Source organism: Mobilicoccus massiliensis, from assembly GCF_000826525.2.
GTDB classification, from domain to species: Bacteria; Actinomycetota; Actinomycetes; order Actinomycetales; family Dermatophilaceae; genus Mobilicoccus; species Mobilicoccus massiliensis.
Genome location: NZ_LN651322.1, coordinates 50,863 through 70,504 on the forward strand (window position 1 = coordinate 50,863; position 19,642 = coordinate 70,504).

A 19,642-nucleotide genomic window follows, 5' to 3' on the forward strand; every position below is an offset into this window, starting at 1 on the left:
CCGCAGGCGTGGCCACGCGCAATATCGCAGACTTCGAACCGCTGGGGGTCGACATCGTCGATCCCTGGGACGCCGAATAGCGGCCCCGCCCTATCCACTCTCCTCGTCTCGCAGGTCGAGGGCGTGCAGCGGTTCGACGCCCTCTGGCTCGGGGACGAGCGGGGCGGGTTCGCCGTCTCCGTAGAGCTCGGCGAGGACGGCAGCGATGCCCTCGTCGTCGTGGGAGGCGGTGACGCGGTCGGCCGCCTCGAGGACGGCGGGGATGGCGTTGCCCATCGCGACACCGAGGCCGGCCGCGCGGAGCAGGGGGAGGTCGTTGCCGTTGTCGCCGAACGCGACGGAGTCGCGGGGGTCGAGGCCGCGCGCGGCGGCAAGGTCGGTGAGGGCGGAGCCCTTGTCGACGCCCCTCGTCGTCGCCTCGAAGTAGAACGGGGCCGAGAACGAGTGCTCGGTCGCCTCGCCGAACCGCGCGACGAAGACCTCGGCGAACGGACGCAGAACCGCCGGCCGGGCGTAGAAGAGGACCTTGTCGACGGTGACGTCGTCGCCGGTCACGGCGCCGAGGTCGGGCACGGCCCGGAGGTGGAGTCCGTTGCCCTCGGCCTCGATGTCGACCTGCGGGTCGTCGGGCCTGTCGACGACGAGGTCGTCACCGTCGCACAGCATCGGGATGACGCCGTGCTCGGCGGCGAGGGTGACGATCTCGTGCACGAGGTCCAGGCCCATCGGATGCCGACCCAGCACCTCCCCGCTGCCGGCGTCGACGCTGACAGCGCCGTTGACGCCGGTGAGCACGAACCCACGGTCGTCGAGCTTGAGTCTGTCGACCAACCGCCGCAGGCCCGCCACCGGACGACCCGAGGCGAGGACGATCGTCGCGCCCAGCTCGCGGGCGCGGGCGAACTCCGCGCGCGTGCCGGGCAGCACGGTGCCGTCGCTCGCGAGCAGCGTTCCGTCGATGTCGACGGCGATGAGGGCAGGAGGCGTCACACGCCCACCCTCTCATCGGCGAGACGAGGGCGAGAGGTGCGGCCGACGGAGGCATCCGCGACGACTCCGACCACGAGACCCACGAGGGCGGGCACCACCCAGCCGAACCCGAGCTCGTAACCCGGGAGCACGGCGGTCGCCGCGTCGGTGAGCGTCGTGACGAACGGGGTGGCGGCGAGGTTCTCGGGGAGAGCCGCGAGCAGGTCGAAGAACGCGGTGACCGCGGTGAACGCGACGACGCAGCGGGCGACGATCAGGTGCTGCGACACCCACGACCACGCGAGCGCGAGCGCGATGGTCACGATCGCGATGGGGTAGAGGAACATCAGCACGGGGATCGAGAAGCTGATGATCGCCTCGAGCCCGGCGTTGGCGATGAGCAGCGAGACCCCGACGAACGCGAGCAGCCACCACCGGTAGGCGCGAGGGGCGCCCTGGACCTGCCCGTCCGCGCCGTCCGAGGTGGCGGCGTTGCGGGCGAACAGCTCCGTGAACATCTCCGCGCACGCGACGATGAGCCCGATCGACGTCTTGAGGCACGCCACCAGCACGATCGCGGCGATGAGGTACTGACCGGCCGGGCCGAAGTAATGCCGGCTCGTCTCTGCGAGCACCGTGCCGCCGTTGTCGGCCTGCGCCACGACCCCGACGCTCGTCGCGCCGACGTAGGCGAGCGCGCCGTAGACGATCGCCATGCCCAGGCCGCCGACGATCCCGGCCTTGCCGAGCTCCGTGGCCAGCCGGCGCGGGCTCGTCACGCCCAGGCGCCGTGCGGCGTCGACGATGACGATCGCGAAGGCGAGCGAGGCGAGCGCGTCCATCGTGTTGTAGCCGTCGAGCAGGCCCGCGGTCAGCGGGGAGGCGTCGTACGGGGTGGCGGGCGCGGGCAACGGGCCCGAGGTCATCGGCGCGAGAAGGGCCGCGACGACGAGCGCCGACAGCAGCACGAGGAAGACGGGCGTGAGGTAGCGACCGATCCAGTCGAGCAGCCGGCCCGGGCGCAGGGCCGCTGCCGCCGTGAGCGCGAAGAACGCGATGGTGAACAGCACCAACGCGATCGAGCTGTCACCGACGAGCGGGTGCACACCGATCTCGAACGACACCGTCGCGGTACGGGGGATCGCGAACAGCGGGCCGATGGTCAGGTACAGCGCGCACGTGAAGAGCAGGGCGAAACGCCGGGAGATCGGGCGCGTGAGGTCGTGGACACTCGTCGATCCGGCGAGGGCGGAGGCGACGACGCCGACGATCGGGAGTCCGACCGCCGTGACGAGAAAGCCGATCGTGGCGACGAGGGCGGCCTGCCCGGCGTCGCGGCCCAGACCCACGGGGAAGATGAGGTTGCCGGCGCCGAAGAAGAGTCCGAAGACGAGCGACCCCAACAGCAGGGTCTGGGTCGGACGCAGGCGGGTGTCCACGGGGCGGCTCCTTCGAGAGGCAGGGGGTGGCGCAGGCGGGGCAAAGCGGTGCGAACGCTACCGACTCCCGGCGCGACGACGAGAACCGGCGGTCGTTTCCGGGGTGGCGACAGTGCCTCTGACCAGCGTCTATAACGCCGAGTTTGGAATCACATTAGGTCGATGGTCTAATGGGACGAGTCGCTGCGGCGTGTGACCCGACCGCGCGCGCGACGCCTGTGACGTCGTCGTCCGAACCACCCCAGTCTACGAACGGATCCGCCATGCCTCGCCGCGCCCTGCCCCTGCTCGCCCTCACGCTGACCGCGTCACTCGGCCTCTCGGCCTGCGGCCTCGCGAACGGCGGCAAGTCCGCGGGTGGCGACCCGAACGCGCCGCTGACGATCATGGCCGACGCCGAGCCGCACTCGACACTGCTCAAGGAGGCCGAGAAGCAGGGCCTGCTGGGCGACGTGAAGATCGAGGTCAAGGAGATCGCCGGCGACGTCGACCCCAACCAGCTCGTGGCCTCCGGAGACGTCGACGCCAACTACTTCCAGCACAAGCCGTACCTCAAGAACTGGAACGCCGAGCACTCCGGCAACCTGCAACTGGTCGATGTCGTGCACATCGAGCCGTTGGGGCTGTACAGCCGCAAGGTGTCGTCGGTCGACAAGACGCCGGCCGGCGCCAATATCGCGATCCCGGCCGACGCCGTGAACCAGGCGCGGGCCCTCTTCCTGCTCGAACAGGCCGGACTGCTCACCCTCGACGTCAAGGCCGACGACGCCAACCTCGACTACGCGCAGGTGACCGAGAAGAACATCACGGCCAACCCCAAGAAGATCACCTTCACCAAGGTCGACCGGCCGCAGCTCGCAGCGACCCTCGACGACCCCAAGGTGAACCTCTCGGTCGTCAACGGCAACTACGCCCTCGAGGCCGGGCTCGTGCCCGACAAGGACGCCCTCGTGCTCGACAAGGTCGAGAACAACCCGTACGCGAACGGCCTGGTCACCCGGCCCGAGCTCGCGAACGACCCGCGGGTGGTCAAGGTCGCGCAGGCCCTGTCGGACCCGAAGATCGCCGCGTTCATCACCGAGCACTACCGCGGCTCGGTGCTGCCGGCCAAGGCCTCCGGCAGCGTTTCGTCCTCACCCACGCCCACGTCGGCGGGCTGATCGTGATCACCCTGGATACGGTCACGAAGACGTACGGCACCGGCGCCCGCGCGGTGACGGCGGTCGACGGGGTGTCGTTCTCGGTCGACTCCGGTGAGATCTTCGGGATCCTCGGGCGCAGCGGCGCGGGCAAGACGACCCTGCTGCGCTGTCTCAATCTGCTCGAACGGCCGACGTCGGGCACGATCACGGTCGACGGGGTGGAGCTGGTCTCCCTCTCCCGCAAGGATCTTCGCGCCGCCCGCAGGCGCATCGGCACGGTGTTCCAACACTTCAACCTCCTGGCCAGCCGCACCGCGGCCGAGAACATCGCCTACGGCCTCGAGGTCGCGGGTGTCCCCACGGCACGGCGGCGGGACCGGGTGGCCGAGTTGCTCGAGCTCGTCGGCCTCGCCGACCGCGCAGGCAACTACCCTTCCCAGCTCTCGGGCGGGCAGCAGCAGCGCGTCGGCATCGCCCGCGCGCTCGCCACCGACCCCTCGGTCCTGCTGTGCGACGAGGCGACGAGCGCCCTGGACCCGGCGACGACCGACCAGATCCTCGACCTCATCCGCGACATCAACGAGCGCACCGGCGTCACCGTCGTCCTCATCACCCACGAGGCCGAGGTCGTGCGTCGGATCTGCGATTCGGCAGCGCTCATGGAGGCGGGCCGGTTCGTCGAATCCGGGCCGCTGCTGCGCCTCGTCGGCGACCCCGACTCGCGACTCGCCGAGATCCTCCTGCCCACCGGCGATCCCGACCTCGCGATTCCCGGGCGCCACCTCACGCTCGCGTTCGCCGACGAGCGCGCGATCGACCCGACGCTCTCGCGTCTCACCCGCGACCTCGGCGTCGAGGTGTCGATCCTCGGCGGCACGCTCGAACGCGTCGCCGGTCACCAGGTGGGGCGTCTGCGGGTCGCCTACACCAGCGACACCGTGTCGGACGACGCGGTGACGGAGTACCTGCGCACGGCCGGAGTGACGGTGAAGGCGGCATGAACCAGACCACATGGATCGAGGCTCTGCCCGAGCTCGCAGAGGCTCTCGGGCAGACGGCGTGGATGACGCTCGGATCGTTCCTCATCACCGTCGCCGTCGGGCTCGGTCTCGGGGTGTGGCTGCGGCTCTCCTCACCCGACGGCCTGCGGCCCAACGCGGGCGTCTACCAGGTGCTCGGCGTCATCGTGAACCTCACGCGCTCACTGCCGTTCCTCATCCTCATGATCGTGCTCATCCCGCTGACCCGACTCATCGCGGGCACGGCCTACGGCCCCACCGCGGCGATCGTGCCGCTCGCCGTCGGGGCCATCCCGTTCTACGCGCGGGTCGTGGAGTCGGCGTTGCGCGAGGTCTCCACCGGCAAGATCGAGGCGGCCCAGTCGATGGGCTCGACGACCGGCCAGATCGTGCGCAAGGTGCTCCTGCCCGAGTCCATGCCCGGCCTCGTCGCGGGCGGCACCCTCACCCTCGTCACCCTCATCGGGTACTCGACGATGGCCGGCGCGATCGGGGGCGGCGGCGTCGGCGACTTCGCGATCCGCTACGGCTACCAGCGCTTCAACACCCCCGTACTGCTCGAGTCGGTCATCGTGCTCATCGTCATCGTCCAGGCCATCCAGATGGTCGGCGACGCCATCGTTCGGTCGATGAATCACAAGCGCTGACACGGGATTCCGATGCGAGGGCAGACCCGTCGTCACACGAGCAGCCCCTGGGATGCCAGCAGAAGTCCCCGCATGCGAGGCGTCGTCCGTGCAGACGAGGGGCCGTGCCCGTGGAATCGAGCGATTGCGCCTGCGAACGACGAGCCCATGACGGATGTCAGGGGTCGGTCGTGACGGCCGGACCAGGGCCTCGGCCCGCTCCCGGCGGAGTGTGGGGTCATGACCACGACGCACCCGGCCGACGAGCCGTCCGCCACCCGACATGATCACCCGGCCATCGAGCTGCGGGGCCTGACCAAGACGTTCGCACCCCCGCGCGGAGCCACCGCCCCCGTCGAGGCCGTGCGCGACGTCGATCTGCGCATCGAGCGTGGTGAGGTCGTCGCCCTGCTCGGTCCGAACGGCGCGGGCAAGACCAGCCTGCTCGACATGGTGCTCGGGTTCACCGCACCCACGTCGGGCAGCGTCTCGGTGCTCGGCCGCCGGCCGGCCGACGTCATCGCCACCGGCGGGATCTCCTCGGTGCTTCAGAGCGGGGGACTGCTGCCGCGGCTCACGGTGGGGGAGACGCTGACGATGGTCGCCGACGTCTTCGGCCGCCACGCCGACGTCCCGTCGGTGGCCCGCCGCGCGGGGATCGAGCAGATCCTCACGCGACGGGTGAGCAAGTGCTCCGGCGGTGAGCAGCAGCGGTTGCGATTCGCGCTCGCGCTGTTGCCCGACCCCGACCTCCTGCTGCTCGACGAGCCGACGACCGGCCTCGACGTCGGCGCACGCCGCGACTTCTGGAGTGCCATCCGCGCGGACGCGAAGCGTGGCCGCACGATCCTCTTCGCCACCCACTACCTCGCCGAGGCCGACGACATCGCCGACCGCATCGTCCTCATGCGCGACGGGGAGATCGTCGCGGACGACACTCCCGGCCGCATCAAGGGCACCGCTCTCGGGCGTCACGTCCGGGCGACCCTGCCCGACTCGAGCGAAGACGAGGCGCTCGCCGTCCTTCGCGGCGTCAACTCGTTCGAGCGGCGCGGTGAGGTCGTACGGCTGCACACCCGCGACTCCGACGCCCTGGCCCGGCACCTGCTCACCGCGACCGCCGCACGAGACGTCGAGGTCACCTCCGACGCCCTCGAGGACGCTTTCCTCACCCTCACCTCGACACCGACCTCGACGACCACCCCGATCACCACCCTGACGAACTCGGAGGCCCGGTCATGACGACCATGCCCGTCACCCACGCCCGCGCGGCTCGCGCCGCCGACGCGCCCGGCAGCGGAGGAGCGCCCCTCGTTCCCCGCCGGTATCTCCGGCTCGAGATCCTGCGGGCGCTGCGCAACCCGTGGACCATCGGGTTCGCGGTCGTCATGCCCGTGGCGATGTACCTGCTGTTCGGCGCGGCACCGGAGTACGGGGAGATCGCGACACCCCGCGGCACGGTCGCGGGCATCGTCATGGCGAACATGGCGCTCTTCGGTGCGATCACGGCGGCCGTCAACGTCGCGGGCAGCGTCGCCGACGAACGCGGCAGCGGTTGGAACCGCCAGTTGCGGCTCACCCCGCTCGTGCCCTGGGTCTACGTCGCGGCCAAGCTGCTCGCCGCCCTGGCCACGGCACTGATCGTCGTCGTCACGGTTTTCGCGGTCGGCCTGGCCACCGGTGCGAAGCTCGTCCTCCCGGCGCTCGTCGGTGCGTTCTGGTTCGCGTGGGTCGCGGGCACCGTGATGTTCGGCGCCTTCGGGTTGGCCGTCGGCTACCTGTTCCGCAACGAGGCGGTGCTCGGTGTCGTCGGCCCCCTGCTCAGCCTGTTCGCGTTCTTCGGCGGCATGTTCATCCCACTGGACGGGATGGGCGACATTCGTCTGCTCGCCCCGTTCACGCCGATGTACGGATTGCGCAGCCTGCTCGAGAGCATGACCTCGGGTGAACCTGTCGAGACCGCCGCGGTGCTCGGCGTGGCCGGCTGGACGGCATTGTTCGTGACGGTGGCGGCGTGGCGGTACCGCTCGGTTGCCGGGCGGGAATGAGGGGGATGGTTACCGTGGTCGACGTGCCCGACCCCGATGCTTCGACCGTGACGGCCACTCCGGCCGCCTCGGCGGCCGTGTCCGACGGGGGACCACCGCCTCGGCGCCGGCGTTCGGATCGAGAGCGGACGTATTTCGCCGCGTTCTTCCTCGTGTTCCTCACGCCGGTGATCGTGTTCTCGTGGAGTCACGGGCCGCTTCGCCGGTGGGGCTCGGTCACCCTCGTCGCCGTGTTCGCCGCCTGGTACGTCGCCGGGCTCCTCGCGGGGGAGCGGCGACCGCCCCAATGGGTGCGCAGCCTGCGGATGCCCGTGTGGTTCGCCGGGATGGTGCTGCTCACTCTCGTGGCCACGTGGCTGCTCGGGCCGAGCGGGTTGATGTTCCTCTTCTTCGTGGCCGCGGCCGGGGGCGGTGCGATCGCCGGACCGGGCGGCCTGGCCGTCGTCCTCGCGGCGGGGCTCACCCACACCGGCGCGGGTCTCGCGCTCGGCATGGAGTGGCCGTGGGCGCTCGGCGTGGGCGGGTGGATCGCTTTCGTCGGGCTGAGCGTGTGGCTGGGTGAACGGAGTTCGCGTGCCCAGCAGGATGCGGTCGACGCCCGGGAACAGCGGGCCGAGCTGGCCGTCGACCTCGAACGGGCCCGGATGGCCCGCGACCTGCACGACATCCTCGGGCACTCCCTCACCGTGGTCGCGGTCAAGGCGCAGCTCGCCGGACGTCTCGTCGACGCCGACCCCGAACGGGCGAAGGCCGAGATCGCCGACGTCGAGCGGCTGGCCCGCGACGCGCTCGCCGACGTGCGCGCCACGGTGCGGTCGTTCCGCGACCTGTCGTTGCCGGCCGAGCTCGCCGGTGCCCGCCGCGCGTTCGAGGCCGCAGAGATCGAGGCCGACGTTCCCGGGGCGGCCGAGCACGTGCGCTCCGACCTGCGCGAGCTGTTCGCGTGGGTCGTGCGCGAAGGCGTGACCAACGTCGTGCGGCACTCCGGCGCGCGGCACGCCTCGGTCGTGCTCGGGGCCGACAGCGTCGAGATCCGCGACGACGGACGCGGTTTCGACGACGCTCACCGGACGGGCTCGGGCCTGCTAGGCCTCGACGAACGAGCACGGCAGGCCGAGGCGACGATGACGATCGACTCCACCCCCGGCCGGGGGACCGTCCTGCGCGTGAGCGCCACGCCCGGCGCGGGGACGCGCGCTGCCACGAGTCGGCGTGAGGGGAGGACGCCATGAGCATCCGGTTGTTGCTCGCCGACGACCAGGCGCTCGTCCGCGGTGCCCTCGCTGCGCTGCTCGGGTTGGAACCGGACATCGACGTCGTCGCCGAGGTGGGACGGGGCGACGAGGTGGTGGCCGCCGCACGCGAGCACCGGCCCGACGTCGCGCTCCTCGACGTCGAGATGCCCGGCCTGGACGGGATCGAGGCCACCGTCGAACTGCGCCGGGCCTGCCCGGCGACGCGGGTGCTCATCGTCACGACGTTCGGGCGCCCCGGCTACGTCCGTCGAGCTCTGGAGGCCGGGGCACAGGGCTTCGTCGTCAAGGACACCCCGGCTCCCGAACTCGCCGAGGCCGTCCGGCGCGTCCACGCCGGGTTGCGCGTCGTCGACCCAGGGCTCGCGGTCGACTCGATGGTGAGCGGCACGTCGCCGTTGACCGGCCGGGAGACCGACGTCCTGCGCGAGGCACATCGCGGAGGCACGGTCGCCGACATCGCCTCCGCGCTTTTCCTCTCCGAGGGCACGGTGCGCAACCACCTGTCGGCGGCCATCGGCAAGACCGGCGCACGCACCCGGGCCGAGGCCGCCGCGATCGCCCGCGACAACGGGTGGCTGTGAGGGTCGGTCGGGAGGCCGGCGTGACGCGAGACGGCGACCCGGCCGCCTGAGAGAGTGGACGGACGGCGTTCGACGAAGGGGCGGCCGATGACAGACCTGGCGGAGCTGCGGGACTACGTGGCCGACGAGACGTTCGGACCCGAGACGGTCGTCACCGGCCCGGTGAGCAGCGTGGAGTTCGAGGAGTGCACGTTCGACGGGGTCGTCCTCGACGAGGCGATCCTGCGACAGTGCCGGTTCACGGCCTGCCGGTTCGCCCACTGCAGTCTCTCGGGTGTGCGGTGGCCCGACACCTCCCTGACCGGGTGCACGTTCGTCGACTGCCGGATCGTCGGAACGTCTTTCTCGCAGCTCGCGCCGAGCGTCGTCATGGAGCCCTCACGCTTCGAGCGCACCCGGCTGCACCTGTGTTCGTTCGTCGGCCGCGACCTCTCGCGGTGGGAGTTCACCGACTGCGCCGTGCTCGAATGCGACGTCGACGACTCCGACCTGCGTCACGCCGTGCTGCGCGACTGCGATCTCGACCGGACGACGTTCCGTGGCTGCGACCTGCGCGAGGCCGACCTCTCGGGCAGCCGCAACCTTGCTCTGGACGTGCGGGAGAACAAGGTCCGCGGGCTCACCGTCGATGCCTCGACCGCGGCGTCGCTGCTCGCGCCCTTGGGGATCCGGTTGGCCTGACCCGAGCTCGGCGGGGCGGCGCCCCCACCCGGAGCCACGCGAGACGCACACGACCGGGGGTGCGGCGGGCCGGGATACTCTCGCACTGCCGCAATCCGAGTCGAGGAGTACCGATGACCGACCGCATCGATCGTGAGGCGCTGTCCGCCGCCCGTGAGTCCGCCCGTCAGCGTTACGAGGAGTTCGCGTCCTCCGGGCTCAAGCTCGACATCACGCGCGGCAAGCCGTGCTCGGCGCAGCTCGACCTCTCCGAGGACATGCTCGTCGCGCTCGAGCCCGGCGACCACATCGCGGAGGAGGGCGACACCCGCAACTACGGCGGCGCGCCGAAGGGCCTCAAGGCGCTGCGCGAGATCTTCGCGCCGCTCGTCGACGTGCCCGTCGACCAGCTCGTCGCCCGCGACAACTCCTCGCTGTCGCTCATGCACTTCTGCCTCGTCAGCAGCTTCTTCCACACCCTGCCCGGCGGTGAGAAGCCCTGGGCCGGTGAGAAGGTGAGGTTCCTCGCGCCCGCGCCCGGCTACGACCGCCACTTCGCGCTGTGCGAGGAACTCGGCATCGAGCTCATTCAGGTGGGCATGACGCCCGAGGGCCCCAACATGGACGAGGTCGAGGCCTTCGTCGCCGCCGACCCGACGATCAAGGGCATCTGGTGCGTGCCCAAGTACAACAACCCGATGGGGATGACCTTCGGTGACGAGGTCGTCGAGCGTCTCGCGAGCATGACCACCGCGGCGCCGGATTTCCGCGTCTACTGGGACAACGCCTACGCCGTCCACGACCTCACGGCCGAACCCGACGAGCTGGCCTCGATCCTCGACGCCTGCGCCCGGGCGGGTAACCCCGACCGTGCGTTCGTCTTCGCCTCGACGTCGAAGGTGACCTTCGCCGGTGGTGGGGTGTCGTTCTTCGGGAGTTCGCTCGCGAACGTCGAGTGGTTCCTCGCCCGTGACGCGATGCGCTCGATCGGGCCCGACAAGGTCAACCAGCTCCGCCACGTGCGGTTCTTCGGCGACAGCGACGGCGTGCGTGCCCACATGCAGAGGCACCGCGAGATCCTCGAGCCCAAGTTCGAGTCCGTCGCCAAGGCGCTCGCCACCGACCTCGGCGCGCTCGGCATCGCCGAGTGGAGCGAGCCCAACGGCGGCTACTTCGTCAGCCTCGACGTCGTGCCCGGCACGGCCAAGCGCGTCGTCCAGCTCGCCAAGGAGGCCGGCGTCGCACTCACCCCCGCCGGCGCGACGTTCCCCGGCGGCGCCGACCTCGCCGACCGCAACATCCGCATCGCCCCGTCCTTCCCGACGACCGAGGAACTCGAGCAGGCTCTCGACGTGCTCACGACCTGCGTCGTTCTCGCCGCGGGGGAGAAGATCCTCGACGAGTGACCGACGGACGCCGTCTCCGACCTGCCCCGCACGGTGGCACCGGCGGAGAGGCGGAAACGGCGGCTGTCTCGGCGTGAAGGGGGCCGGCGTCACAGGCCCTCATGGGGTGGGGTGGACCCTGAAAGACCCCGAGGCGCCGGAGGCATGCCGTCTGGGGGACGATGCCCGTCCCGGCCGCCGTGCAGGCGGCCGTGCTCGGAACTCTGCGTCTGCAACGAGCCGGCGGGGGCGGCGGTCGCCGCCGCGGCGGTGCCGGCCGAGGCGACTCCGATGGCCAGGGCCGCGGCGACCGCCGTCTTGCGCCCCGACCATCGAGGTCGGCTCACCGCGGGTGCGGTCGGGGACTCGACGACGGACACCGGTGGGGTGCGGTGCGCGTTCGCGGGCTCGTGCTCGTGTGATGTGGTCATGACGTGCACGTTCCGCCCGGATTCTGTGCCGGCGCCATGAGCGAGGTGTGCGCCGACTCTGTCTGCCTGGGCGATGCCGGCGAGGCCGTCAGGAGGATGCCTGGCTCTGCGGGTGGTGGTGCCCGAGGCTCATCGGGCCTCGAAAGGCGGCGCACAGTGACGGCATAGCGTGCGGCTCGACGGTGGGCGACATGAACGCAGCCACCACTGTCACTCGCAGATCCCGGATCTCGCCCGGCCTGCTCCGATCCCGCCTCGGTCGGGCGACGACGCCTCCCCGGCCCACGAGCCCGCCGGGCGCCGGCGATGCGACCACGGCCGCGCCGACGACCACGTCACCCGGCGCCGGCAGCCGTCGTCACTTCTCCCGCGGTGAGCTGTTGAGCCTGACCGCTCTGCTGCTCGGCACGCTCGGGTTCTGGCTCTGCGGCCTCACGGCCAACGGCTGGGCGAACTCGTTCTACGCCGCGGCGGCACAGGCCGGGTCGCAGTCGTGGGAGGCGTTCTTCTACGGCTCGTCCGACGCGGCCAACAGCATCACCGTCGACAAGCCACCGGCCTCGCTGTGGCTCATGTCTTTGTCGGTGCGGCTGTTCGGGCTCTCCTCGGCGTCGATCCTCGTGCCGGAGGTGCTGCTCGGGGTGGCGACGGTCGCCGTGCTCCATCTCTCGATCCGCCGCCGGTTCGGTCACGCGGCCGGCCTGCTCGCGGGGCTGACCCTCGCTCTCACGCCCGTCGCCACCCTGATGTTCCGGTTCGACAACCCGGACGCACTGCTCGCTCTGCTCGTCACCGCGGCCTGTGCCGCGACCCTGCGTGCCTGCGAGAGCGTGCGCGCCCGATGGATGATCCTCGCCGGCGTGCTGCTGGGGTTCGCGTTCCTCACCAAGACGTTGCAGGCGTTGCTCGTCCTGCCCGTCCTCGGCCTCGTCTATCTCGTCGTCGCACCCGGCGGCCTCGGCAGCCGCATCAAGAACGGCTCGCTCGGCCTCGTCGCGATGGTCGTCAGCGCCGGCTGGTGGATCCTCGCCGTCGAGCTCATGCCGACCTCCCTGCGGCCGTACATCGGCGGGTCGCAGGACAACTCGTTCCTCTCCCTCACCTTCGGCTACAACGGGCTCGGTCGCCTCACCGGTGACGAGGCCGGCTCGGTCGGCCCCAACATGGGCACCGCGAGCCTCTGGCGGATGTTCTCCAGCAACGTGGGCGGCCAGATCTCGTGGCTCATCCCGAGCGCCCTCGTCTTCCTCGTCGCCGGCCTGTGGCTGACCCGTCGAGCACCCCGTGGCGACCTCCGCCGTGCGGCCTACCTCGTGTGGGGCGGCGGCCTCGTCGTCACCGGGCTCGTGTTCTCGCTCATGGAGGGGATCTTCCACGAGTACTACACGGTCGCGCTCGCGCCGTTCGTCGCGGCACTCGTCGGCATCGGCGCGGCCCAGGCCGTGGCGCGCCTGCGGGCCGCGGAGTCACGGCGTGTGCCCGCCCTGACGCTCGCCGCCGCGACCGCCGTCGCCTCGGTATGGAGCTTCGTGCTCCTCACGCGGGTCGGCGACGTCTACGGTCCGCTGCGGTATGCCGTCCTCGTGGCGGGCCTGGCCGCGACGCTGCTGCTCCTCGTCGCGGGACGCCTCCACGCCCGCGCGGTTCCGGTCGTCCTCGCCGCGGCGTTGTTCGCGGGGCTCTCCGGGCCCGCGGCATTCAGCATCTCGACCGTGTCGAAGGCTGCCAGCGGCTCGATCGTCACCGCCGGGCCCGACACCGGAACCGGCCCCGGCGGGATGGGTGGCCCCGGCGGTCCGCCCGGCGTCCGGCAGAGCTCGGATGGCGCATCGTCCGCGGCCACCGTCGCGGGCGGGCCGGGAACGACGCAGGGAACCCGCGCCGGCATGAACGGCCTGCTCGACGCCTCCGCGCCGAACGCCGAGGTCGTCGCCGCCCTGCAGACCGACGCCGAGGCCTACACCTGGGCGGCCGCGGCCGTCGGGTCGCAGAACGCCGCGGGGCTGCAGCTCGGCTCCGGCGAGCCGGTCATGGCCGTCGGCGGGTTCAACGGCTCCGACCCGTCGCCGACCCTCGAGCAGTTCCAGCAGTACGTCGCCGACGGTCGGATCCACTACTTCCTCGCCAGTGACGGGTTCGGTGGCGGGCCGGGAGGCAACGGCGGCTCCACGGCCTCGTCCGAGATCGCCGCGTGGGTCGAGCAGAACTTCACGGAGGTCACCTTCGACGGCACCACGTTCTACGACCTCAGCCGCCCGGCCACGACGACCACCGCCACCTCGACGGCTGCGACGACGAACACGGCCACCTCGACGACCCCGCAGAAGGACTGACATGAACACCGCGATCCGACCCGTCATCGACGTCGTCGTCCCCGTCCACGACGAGGAGGCCACTCTCGACGCCTGCGTCCGCAGACTGCACGACCACCTGTCGACCTACATCCCCTACCCGTTCCGGATCACGATCGCCGACAACGCGAGCACCGACCTCACGCCGGCCGTCGCCGCCGATCTGGCGGCGCGGTTTCCCGACGTCAGGTACCTGCGGCTGGAGCAGAAGGGCCGAGGCCGAGCCTTGAAGAGAGCGTGGCTGGGCTCCGACGCCGACGTTCTGGCGTACATGGACGTCGACCTGTCGACCGACCTCGACGCCTTCTTCCCGCTCGTTGCACCGCTGCTCTCCGGCCACTCCGACCTCGCGATCGGCAGCAGGCTCGCCCGCGGTTCCCGAGTCGTTCGCGGCCCGAAGCGCGAGTTCGTCTCCCGCTCCTACAACCTCCTGCTGCGCGGCGGCATGGGCGCCACGTTCACCGACGCGCAGTGCGGGTTCAAGGCCATCCGCGCCGACGTCGCGACCGAGCTCCTGCCGCTGGTCGAGGACGACGCGTGGTTCTTCGACACGGAGATGCTCGTCCTGGCCCAACGCAGCGGGCTGCGCATCCACGAGGTGCCCGTCGACTGGCTCGACGATCCCGACAGCCGCGTCGACGTGGTCGCCACCGCCCGGGCGGACCTCGCGGGGATGGCACGCGTGCGGCGCGCCCTCGGTCGCGGCCAGGTGCCGGTCGGCGCCGTCGCCCGGCACCTGGGCCGCGGCGGACTCGGCTCGAACCCGGTCGGCCGGATCGGTCGATTCGCGGGGGTCGGCGTTCTGAGCACCCTCGTCCACCTCGGGCTGTTCGCACTGCTCGGTCTGGTCGGGGTCGGCGCGCAGCTCGCGAACGTCCTCGGCCTGCTCGCCGGGACGATGGTCAACACCGCCGCGAACCGCCGCTGGACCTTCGGCGTGCGGGGCCGGGAGCAGGCCGTCGCCCATCAGATGCAGGGCCTTGCGATCCTCGGGCTCACGTGGCTGACCAGCGCGGGCGCCCTGTGGGTCACGGCCGTCCTCGTCCCCGGCGCCCCCACCCTGGTGCAGACGGTCGCCGTCGGTGCGGCGAACGTCGTCGCGACGATCGTCAAGTACGGGGTCTTCCGCCACACGATGACACCGGCCGACGGGTTCTTCGCGACCGCGGACGACGACTCACTCTGCCCGGTGTGGACGCTCGCGTCCTCGACGGCCACCCCGGCGCGTCGCCCCGACGTGATCACACGATCGTGATCGGCCCGGTGGGTGGGGCGCCGCCGTAGATGCGGACGGCCTGGTCGGCGAGCTCGAGACCGGCGCCGGCGAAGACGTTGAAGGCGGAGTCGGCGCCCTGCTCGAGACACTCGTCGACGCCGTCCTCGAACCGGGCGGCGGTGACGACGATGCCCTCGAATCCCGTGCTCCGCAGGGCGCGGACGATGTCGGCGTTGTGGGAGGGCAGCGCGACGACGACCATGCGCACGTCGTGGTGGCCGTCCATGCGCACGAAGAACTCCTCGTCGCTTGCATCGCCCTCGACCACCCGAAAACCCTTGCCGGTCAACCGGTCCACCCGCGCCTGGTCGCTGTCGACGCCCGCGACACTCATCCCGTAGGTCTGGGTGAGCTGGGTGTAGGCGGAGCGACCCACCCGGCCGAGCCCGACGACGAGTGCCTCGGCGCCGCTGACGTCGGCGGGCCGGTCCTCGGGGTGCAGTGTGGTCGGATCCTGGTGTGGCATCCGCCCGGCGAGCCGTTCGACGATCGGCTGCCCCACACCGTTGATCAGGGCCGAGACCACGAACCCGAGCGAGAGCGCGAGCGAGAGGATGACGAGCCAGTCGCGCGACAGCAACCCGGAGTCGGCCCCGACGTCGGCGATGATGAGCCCGAACTCCGAGAACTGCATGAGAGCGAACGCCACGAGCCAGCCGGTGCGGTGACGCACCCGCATGAGCCGCAGCACGAGCACGTACGACAGCGCTCGAAGCGGCAACAGCGCGAGGAGCGTGACGGCGATGCCCACCTGCGCGAGCGTCGGCAGGCCGCCGAACATGCCGATCGAGAGGAAGAACCCGACGAGCAGCAGCTCCTTGACGTGAAACAGCGCTCGCGACAGTTCCGCGGCCGAGGGGTGCGAGGCGAGCATGATCCCGATGACGAGGGCCCCGAGATCTCCTTTGAGGCCGACGATCTCGAACAACAGGTACCCGGGGACGAGGGCCATGAGGATGCCGAACAGCGACTGCATCTCACCGTGCCCCAGACGCCCCCACACGGCCTTGAACCCCCGGACCGCGGGCCACAACAGCACGAGCGCGAACGCCCAGGGGCTCGGCAGGTGTCCGGTGCTGGCGGTCAGGAACACGACCGCGACGATGTCCTGCACGACGAGAACACCGACGGCGATGCGGCCGTAGAACGCCTGAGCGTCGCTGCGTTCCTCGAGCAGCTTGATGACGAACACCGTGCTCGAGAACGCCAGCCCCAGGGCGACGGCGGCCAGTGCTCCGGTGTTCTCGCCCCGCAGCAGCGAGAAGCCGGCGAGACCGAGCACGACGAGCAGCCCCGTACCCGCCACGACGTTGACGACGAGCGTGACGCCCGTCGTCAGCCACACCTCTTTGGCGAGCAGGGTGCGGACGTCGAGCTTGAGCCCGATCGCGAACAGCAGCAGGGTGACGCCGAGGTCGGCGAGGATCTCGACCTGCGGCACCTGGATGTGCCCGAGCCCGTTGAGCACGAACCCGGCCGCGAGAAAGCCGACCAGCGGCGGGAGGCGGAGCAACGACGCCGCGAAACCCAGCACGAACGTCACGGCGAGAATCGTTGCGGCGACCTCCACGAGGACTCCTTCGGGGTCGACGGATCACGGCGACGGGCAATGCCGGGACGCAGGTCAGGCTACCGGGACGAAGGACGTGTCAACCAGATGCAGCGCCGACGCTGCAGACACCTATCGACGACGAGGCCCGCCCGGACACTGCGCCTCGGGCGGGCCTGGGAGCGGGTCGAGAACTCAGTCGTCCACGGCGTCGCGCCCGCGGCGAACGACCTTGGGGTCGGCCGGGAAGACGACCTCGGTGTCCTTGCCCTCGTAGTCGAACTGATTGAGGAAGAAGCGCATCGCGTTGATGCGGGCCCGCTTCTTGTCGTTGCTCTTGATCGTCGTCCACGGAGCGATGTCGGTGTCGGTGCGCCGGAACATCTCCTCCTTGGCCTCGGTGTACGCGTCCCAGCGGTCGAGTGACTCGAGGTCCATGGGGGAGAGCTTCCACTGCCGCACGGGGTCGATCTGACGGATCGCGAACCGGGTGCGCTGCTCGTGCGTGGTCACCGAGAACCAGAACTTGGTCAGCGAGATCCCCGCGTCGATGAGCATCTTCTCGAACACCGGCGCCTGGTCCATGAACAGTTCGTACTCGGCGTCGGTGCAGAAACCCATGACGCGCTCGACGCCGGCGCGGTTGTACCAGGACCGGTCGAACAGCGTCATGTCACCGGCGGTGGGCAGATGCGAGACGTACCGCTGGAAGTACCACTCCCCGCGTTCCTTCTCCGAGGGTTTGGTGAGGGCGACGACGTGCGCCGCGCGCGGGTTGAGGTGCTCGGTGAACCGCTTGATCGTGCCTCCCTTGCCGGCGGCGTCGCGGCCCTCGAAGAGGATGACGTGCCGGCCACCGACGTCCTGGGTCCAGTACTGGAACTTGAGCAGCTCGATCTGCAGCAGGTACTTCTCGGTGTCGTACTGCTCGCGTGTCATGCGCTCTTCGTAGGGGTAGCTCTCGCGCCACGTGTCCACGGCCCGGCCACCGGGATCGATGAGGTCGGGGTCGGAGCCGTGATGGTCGCTGCGCACGGTGTACCCCTCGGTGCGGAGCTGGTCGATGTGTTCGCGCAGGCCCATCTGCATCGCATGCCGTCCTTCCTGGGCGGGCCCGCGTGGGCGCGGGCGTGTCGGGTCTGTGGCAACGCGGACATCCTTGGGCCGCCGGGTGAACCCGCACCGACGCCGGGATGAACCGCGGCTTGCAGGCGGCGGGCGCCGGGACGCCCGCACCGATGATGGCCATGCCATCACATCCGACAGCGGCACGGGACCCATCGCGCCGCCCGATCGTCGGGCCTGGCGCCATCTGCTGCGCGAGACGCGACGCGGATCCGGACGGGCGCACGAGGTGCGGGTGCGGCTACGGTGAGGCCGTCATGACCGAGAACCTCACTGCCCCCCGACGCGTCGTCTTCGTGCACGCCCACCCCGACGACGAGACCCTCGCCACCGGTGTGAGCATCGCCCATCACGTACTCGCCGGTGACGACGTCACCGTGCTCACGTGCACCCTCGGCGACGAGGGGGAGATCATCCCGCCCGACCTCGCGCACCTCGCCGCCGACGCCGAAGACCGGCTCGGGGCGTATCGCCGGGGAGAGCTGTGGGCCGCGCTGTACCGCCTCGGGGCTCGTGGAGTGCTGCTCGCCGACGAGGAGACCGAGCTGCCCGGCGAAGGGCCCGGGTTCTTCCGAGACTCCGGCATGGCGGGCACGGAGGCCAACCGCCGTGAGGGTGCGCTGGCGCACGTCGAACTCGAGGAGATCGTCACCCGACTCACCGCCGCACTCGAGGCGCTCGAGCCCGACATCGTCGTCACCTACGACGAGACCGGCGGCTACGGCCACCCCGACCACGTGCGGGTCCACGAGGCGACCGTCGCCGCGACCGGCCGACTCTCGCGCACCCCGGCGCTGTACGAGGTGGTGACGCCGCGCTCGTGGATCTCCCGTGACCGGCAGTGGGTGCTCGACCATGTCGATCCCGCCCGGTTCACCACCGCAGGCGGAGGTCGCTACCAGCTCCCGACGATCGAGGACGAGCACATCCCCTCCGCCGTCGACGACGCCACCGTCACCCACGTCGTCGAGGGGAGTCCGACCGCACTGGCCCTGCGCGACGCCGCCCTGCGTGAGCACCGCACGCAGGTCGTCGTCCACGACGGCTGGTTCGCGCTGAGCAACGACATCGCGACCCGCCTGCCGCGGGCGGAGGCGTTCATCCGGCTCGACCCCCACACCGGGCGCCGCCTGCCAGGGGCGGGGGAGCCCCGGCCGTTGGAGAGCGCGGCCGAGAGCCCGCTCGGGCGGAGCTCCGACGAGCGTCCGGAGGCCGGAGCGTGAGCGACCTGGGGCAGCGCAACGCACCGAACGGAGACGACCTGCGCGCGGTGATGACGAACTTCGCCGCGGGCGTGGCCGTCGCCACCACCCGGCTCGGCGAGGTCGACCACGCGATCACGGTCAACTCGTTCACGTCGGTCTCCCTCGACCCGCCGCTCGTGCTGCTCTGCGTGGGGCGTGCGTCGCGGTTCGTCGAACCCGTTCGGCTGAGCGGCAACTGGGGGATCAGCATCCTCGCCGCCGACGCCGGTCCGCTCGCCCGCCGGCTCGCGACGCGTGGCGGGCCGCCTGCGCCCGTGCTTCAGGGGATTCCGCACCACCGCGGCGTCACCGGTGTCGCGTTGCTCGACGAGGCGCTCGCCACCCTCGAATGCACGACCACCGCCATCCATCCCGGGGGAGACCACGACATCATCGTCGGCGCGGTGGTGTCGACGTCCGTCGGGCCGGCCTCCGGCGCGAACGTCCCCGCGCCGGGGACGATCGATGACCGAGGGCCGCTCGTGAGCTTTCGCGGAGCCTTCGGCACCACCACCTGACCCGCGGGGTGGCCCACGGACGA

Annotated in this window: 18 protein-coding genes; 13 read left to right on the plus strand and 5 right to left on the minus strand. The window is 71.0% G+C overall.

Features of this window, described 5'->3' with window-relative positions:
- Positions 1–90: 90 nt before the first annotated feature.
- A complete protein-coding gene (locus tag BN1197_RS00360; protein WP_040155217.1) occupies positions 91–990 on the minus strand; it encodes a Cof-type HAD-IIB family hydrolase in 900 nt (299 codons plus the stop codon).
- Positions 987–2,408: a branched-chain amino acid transport system II carrier protein gene (brnQ, locus tag BN1197_RS00365; protein WP_052465797.1), complete on the minus strand. Its 1,422-nt coding sequence runs from the start codon at positions 2,406–2,408 to the stop codon at positions 987–989. Before brnQ ends, BN1197_RS00360 begins: the two co-directional genes overlap by 4 nt.
- A gap of 263 nt (positions 2,409–2,671) precedes the next feature.
- Between brnQ and BN1197_RS00370 the strand changes: the two genes are divergently transcribed.
- The 9 genes from BN1197_RS00370 (at position 2,672) to BN1197_RS00410 (ending at position 11,146) form a co-directional block, all read left to right on the plus strand.
- A complete protein-coding gene (locus BN1197_RS00370; RefSeq protein ID WP_052465798.1) occupies positions 2,672–3,568 on the plus strand; it encodes a MetQ/NlpA family ABC transporter substrate-binding protein in 897 nt (298 codons plus the stop codon).
- A 2-nt stretch (positions 3,569–3,570) separates the two neighbouring features.
- Positions 3,571–4,551, plus strand: a complete 981-nt coding sequence (locus BN1197_RS00375) for a methionine ABC transporter ATP-binding protein (protein ID WP_040155218.1) — start codon at positions 3,571–3,573, stop codon at positions 4,549–4,551.
- Positions 4,548–5,216 carry a methionine ABC transporter permease gene (locus BN1197_RS00380; RefSeq protein ID WP_040155219.1) on the plus strand — a complete coding sequence of 223 codons (669 nt, stop codon included), beginning with the start codon at positions 4,548–4,550 and terminating at the stop codon, positions 5,214–5,216. Before BN1197_RS00375 ends, BN1197_RS00380 begins: the two co-directional genes overlap by 4 nt.
- A gap of 219 nt (positions 5,217–5,435) precedes the next feature.
- On the plus strand, positions 5,436–6,437 hold the full coding sequence (locus tag BN1197_RS00385) for an ABC transporter ATP-binding protein (RefSeq protein ID WP_052465800.1): 1,002 nt from the start codon (positions 5,436–5,438) through the stop codon (positions 6,435–6,437).
- Positions 6,434–7,243 (plus strand): ABC transporter permease, encoded by an 810-nt coding sequence (locus BN1197_RS00390; protein WP_040155220.1) that lies wholly within the window; start codon positions 6,434–6,436, stop codon positions 7,241–7,243. The genes BN1197_RS00385 and BN1197_RS00390 overlap by 4 nt, the downstream gene beginning before the upstream one ends.
- A gap of 5 nt (positions 7,244–7,248) precedes the next feature.
- On the plus strand, positions 7,249–8,475 hold the full coding sequence (locus BN1197_RS00395) for a sensor histidine kinase (protein ID WP_245851764.1): 1,227 nt from the start codon (positions 7,249–7,251) through the stop codon (positions 8,473–8,475).
- Positions 8,472–9,080 (plus strand): response regulator transcription factor, encoded by a 609-nt coding sequence (locus BN1197_RS00400; RefSeq protein ID WP_040155221.1) that lies wholly within the window; start codon positions 8,472–8,474, stop codon positions 9,078–9,080. The genes BN1197_RS00395 and BN1197_RS00400 overlap by 4 nt, the downstream gene beginning before the upstream one ends.
- Positions 9,081–9,167: 87 nt before the next feature.
- Entirely contained in the window at positions 9,168–9,761 is a 594-nt protein-coding gene (locus tag BN1197_RS00405) for a pentapeptide repeat-containing protein (protein ID WP_040155222.1), read from the plus strand.
- A gap of 113 nt (positions 9,762–9,874) precedes the next feature.
- Entirely contained in the window at positions 9,875–11,146 is a 1,272-nt protein-coding gene (locus BN1197_RS00410) for an aspartate aminotransferase type Ic (protein ID WP_040155223.1), read from the plus strand.
- An 89-nt stretch (positions 11,147–11,235) separates the two neighbouring features.
- Here the strand turns inward: BN1197_RS00410 and BN1197_RS00415 are convergent, their stop codons facing one another.
- Positions 11,236–11,556: a hypothetical protein gene (locus tag BN1197_RS00415; protein WP_040155224.1), complete on the minus strand. Its 321-nt coding sequence runs from the start codon at positions 11,554–11,556 to the stop codon at positions 11,236–11,238.
- Positions 11,557–11,747: 191 nt separating this feature from the next.
- Here BN1197_RS00415 and BN1197_RS00420 point away from each other — a divergent pair, with 191 nt between their 5' ends.
- The gene (locus BN1197_RS00420; protein ID WP_082043484.1) at positions 11,748–13,889 is read left to right on the plus strand and encodes a mannosyltransferase YkcB-related protein; all 2,142 of its coding nucleotides are present in this window, start codon (positions 11,748–11,750) and stop codon (positions 13,887–13,889) included.
- A 1-nt stretch (position 13,890) separates the two neighbouring features.
- Positions 13,891–15,162 (plus strand): bifunctional glycosyltransferase family 2/GtrA family protein, encoded by a 1,272-nt coding sequence (locus tag BN1197_RS00425; protein WP_040155225.1) that lies wholly within the window; start codon positions 13,891–13,893, stop codon positions 15,160–15,162.
- On the opposite strand, the gene BN1197_RS00430 is transcribed toward BN1197_RS00425, so the two are convergent.
- On the minus strand, positions 15,149–16,753 hold the full coding sequence (locus BN1197_RS00430; protein WP_040155226.1) for a cation:proton antiporter domain-containing protein: 1,605 nt from the start codon (positions 16,751–16,753) through the stop codon (positions 15,149–15,151). The genes BN1197_RS00425 and BN1197_RS00430 overlap by 14 nt on opposite strands.
- 174 nt (positions 16,754–16,927) lie before the next feature.
- Entirely contained in the window at positions 16,928–17,821 is an 894-nt protein-coding gene (gene ppk2, locus BN1197_RS00435) for a polyphosphate kinase 2 (RefSeq protein ID WP_040155227.1), read from the minus strand.
- Positions 17,822–18,114: 293 nt separating this feature from the next.
- Between ppk2 and mshB the strand changes: the two genes are divergently transcribed.
- Together mshB and BN1197_RS00445 are read left to right on the plus strand one after the other, a co-directional pair.
- Positions 18,115–19,080: an N-acetyl-1-D-myo-inositol-2-amino-2-deoxy-alpha-D-glucopyranoside deacetylase gene (gene mshB / locus BN1197_RS00440; protein ID WP_082043485.1), complete on the plus strand. Its 966-nt coding sequence runs from the start codon at positions 18,115–18,117 to the stop codon at positions 19,078–19,080.
- Positions 19,077–19,619, plus strand: a complete 543-nt coding sequence (locus BN1197_RS00445) for a flavin reductase family protein (protein ID WP_040155228.1) — start codon at positions 19,077–19,079, stop codon at positions 19,617–19,619. Before mshB ends, BN1197_RS00445 begins: the two co-directional genes overlap by 4 nt.
- Positions 19,620–19,642 lie beyond the last annotated feature (23 nt).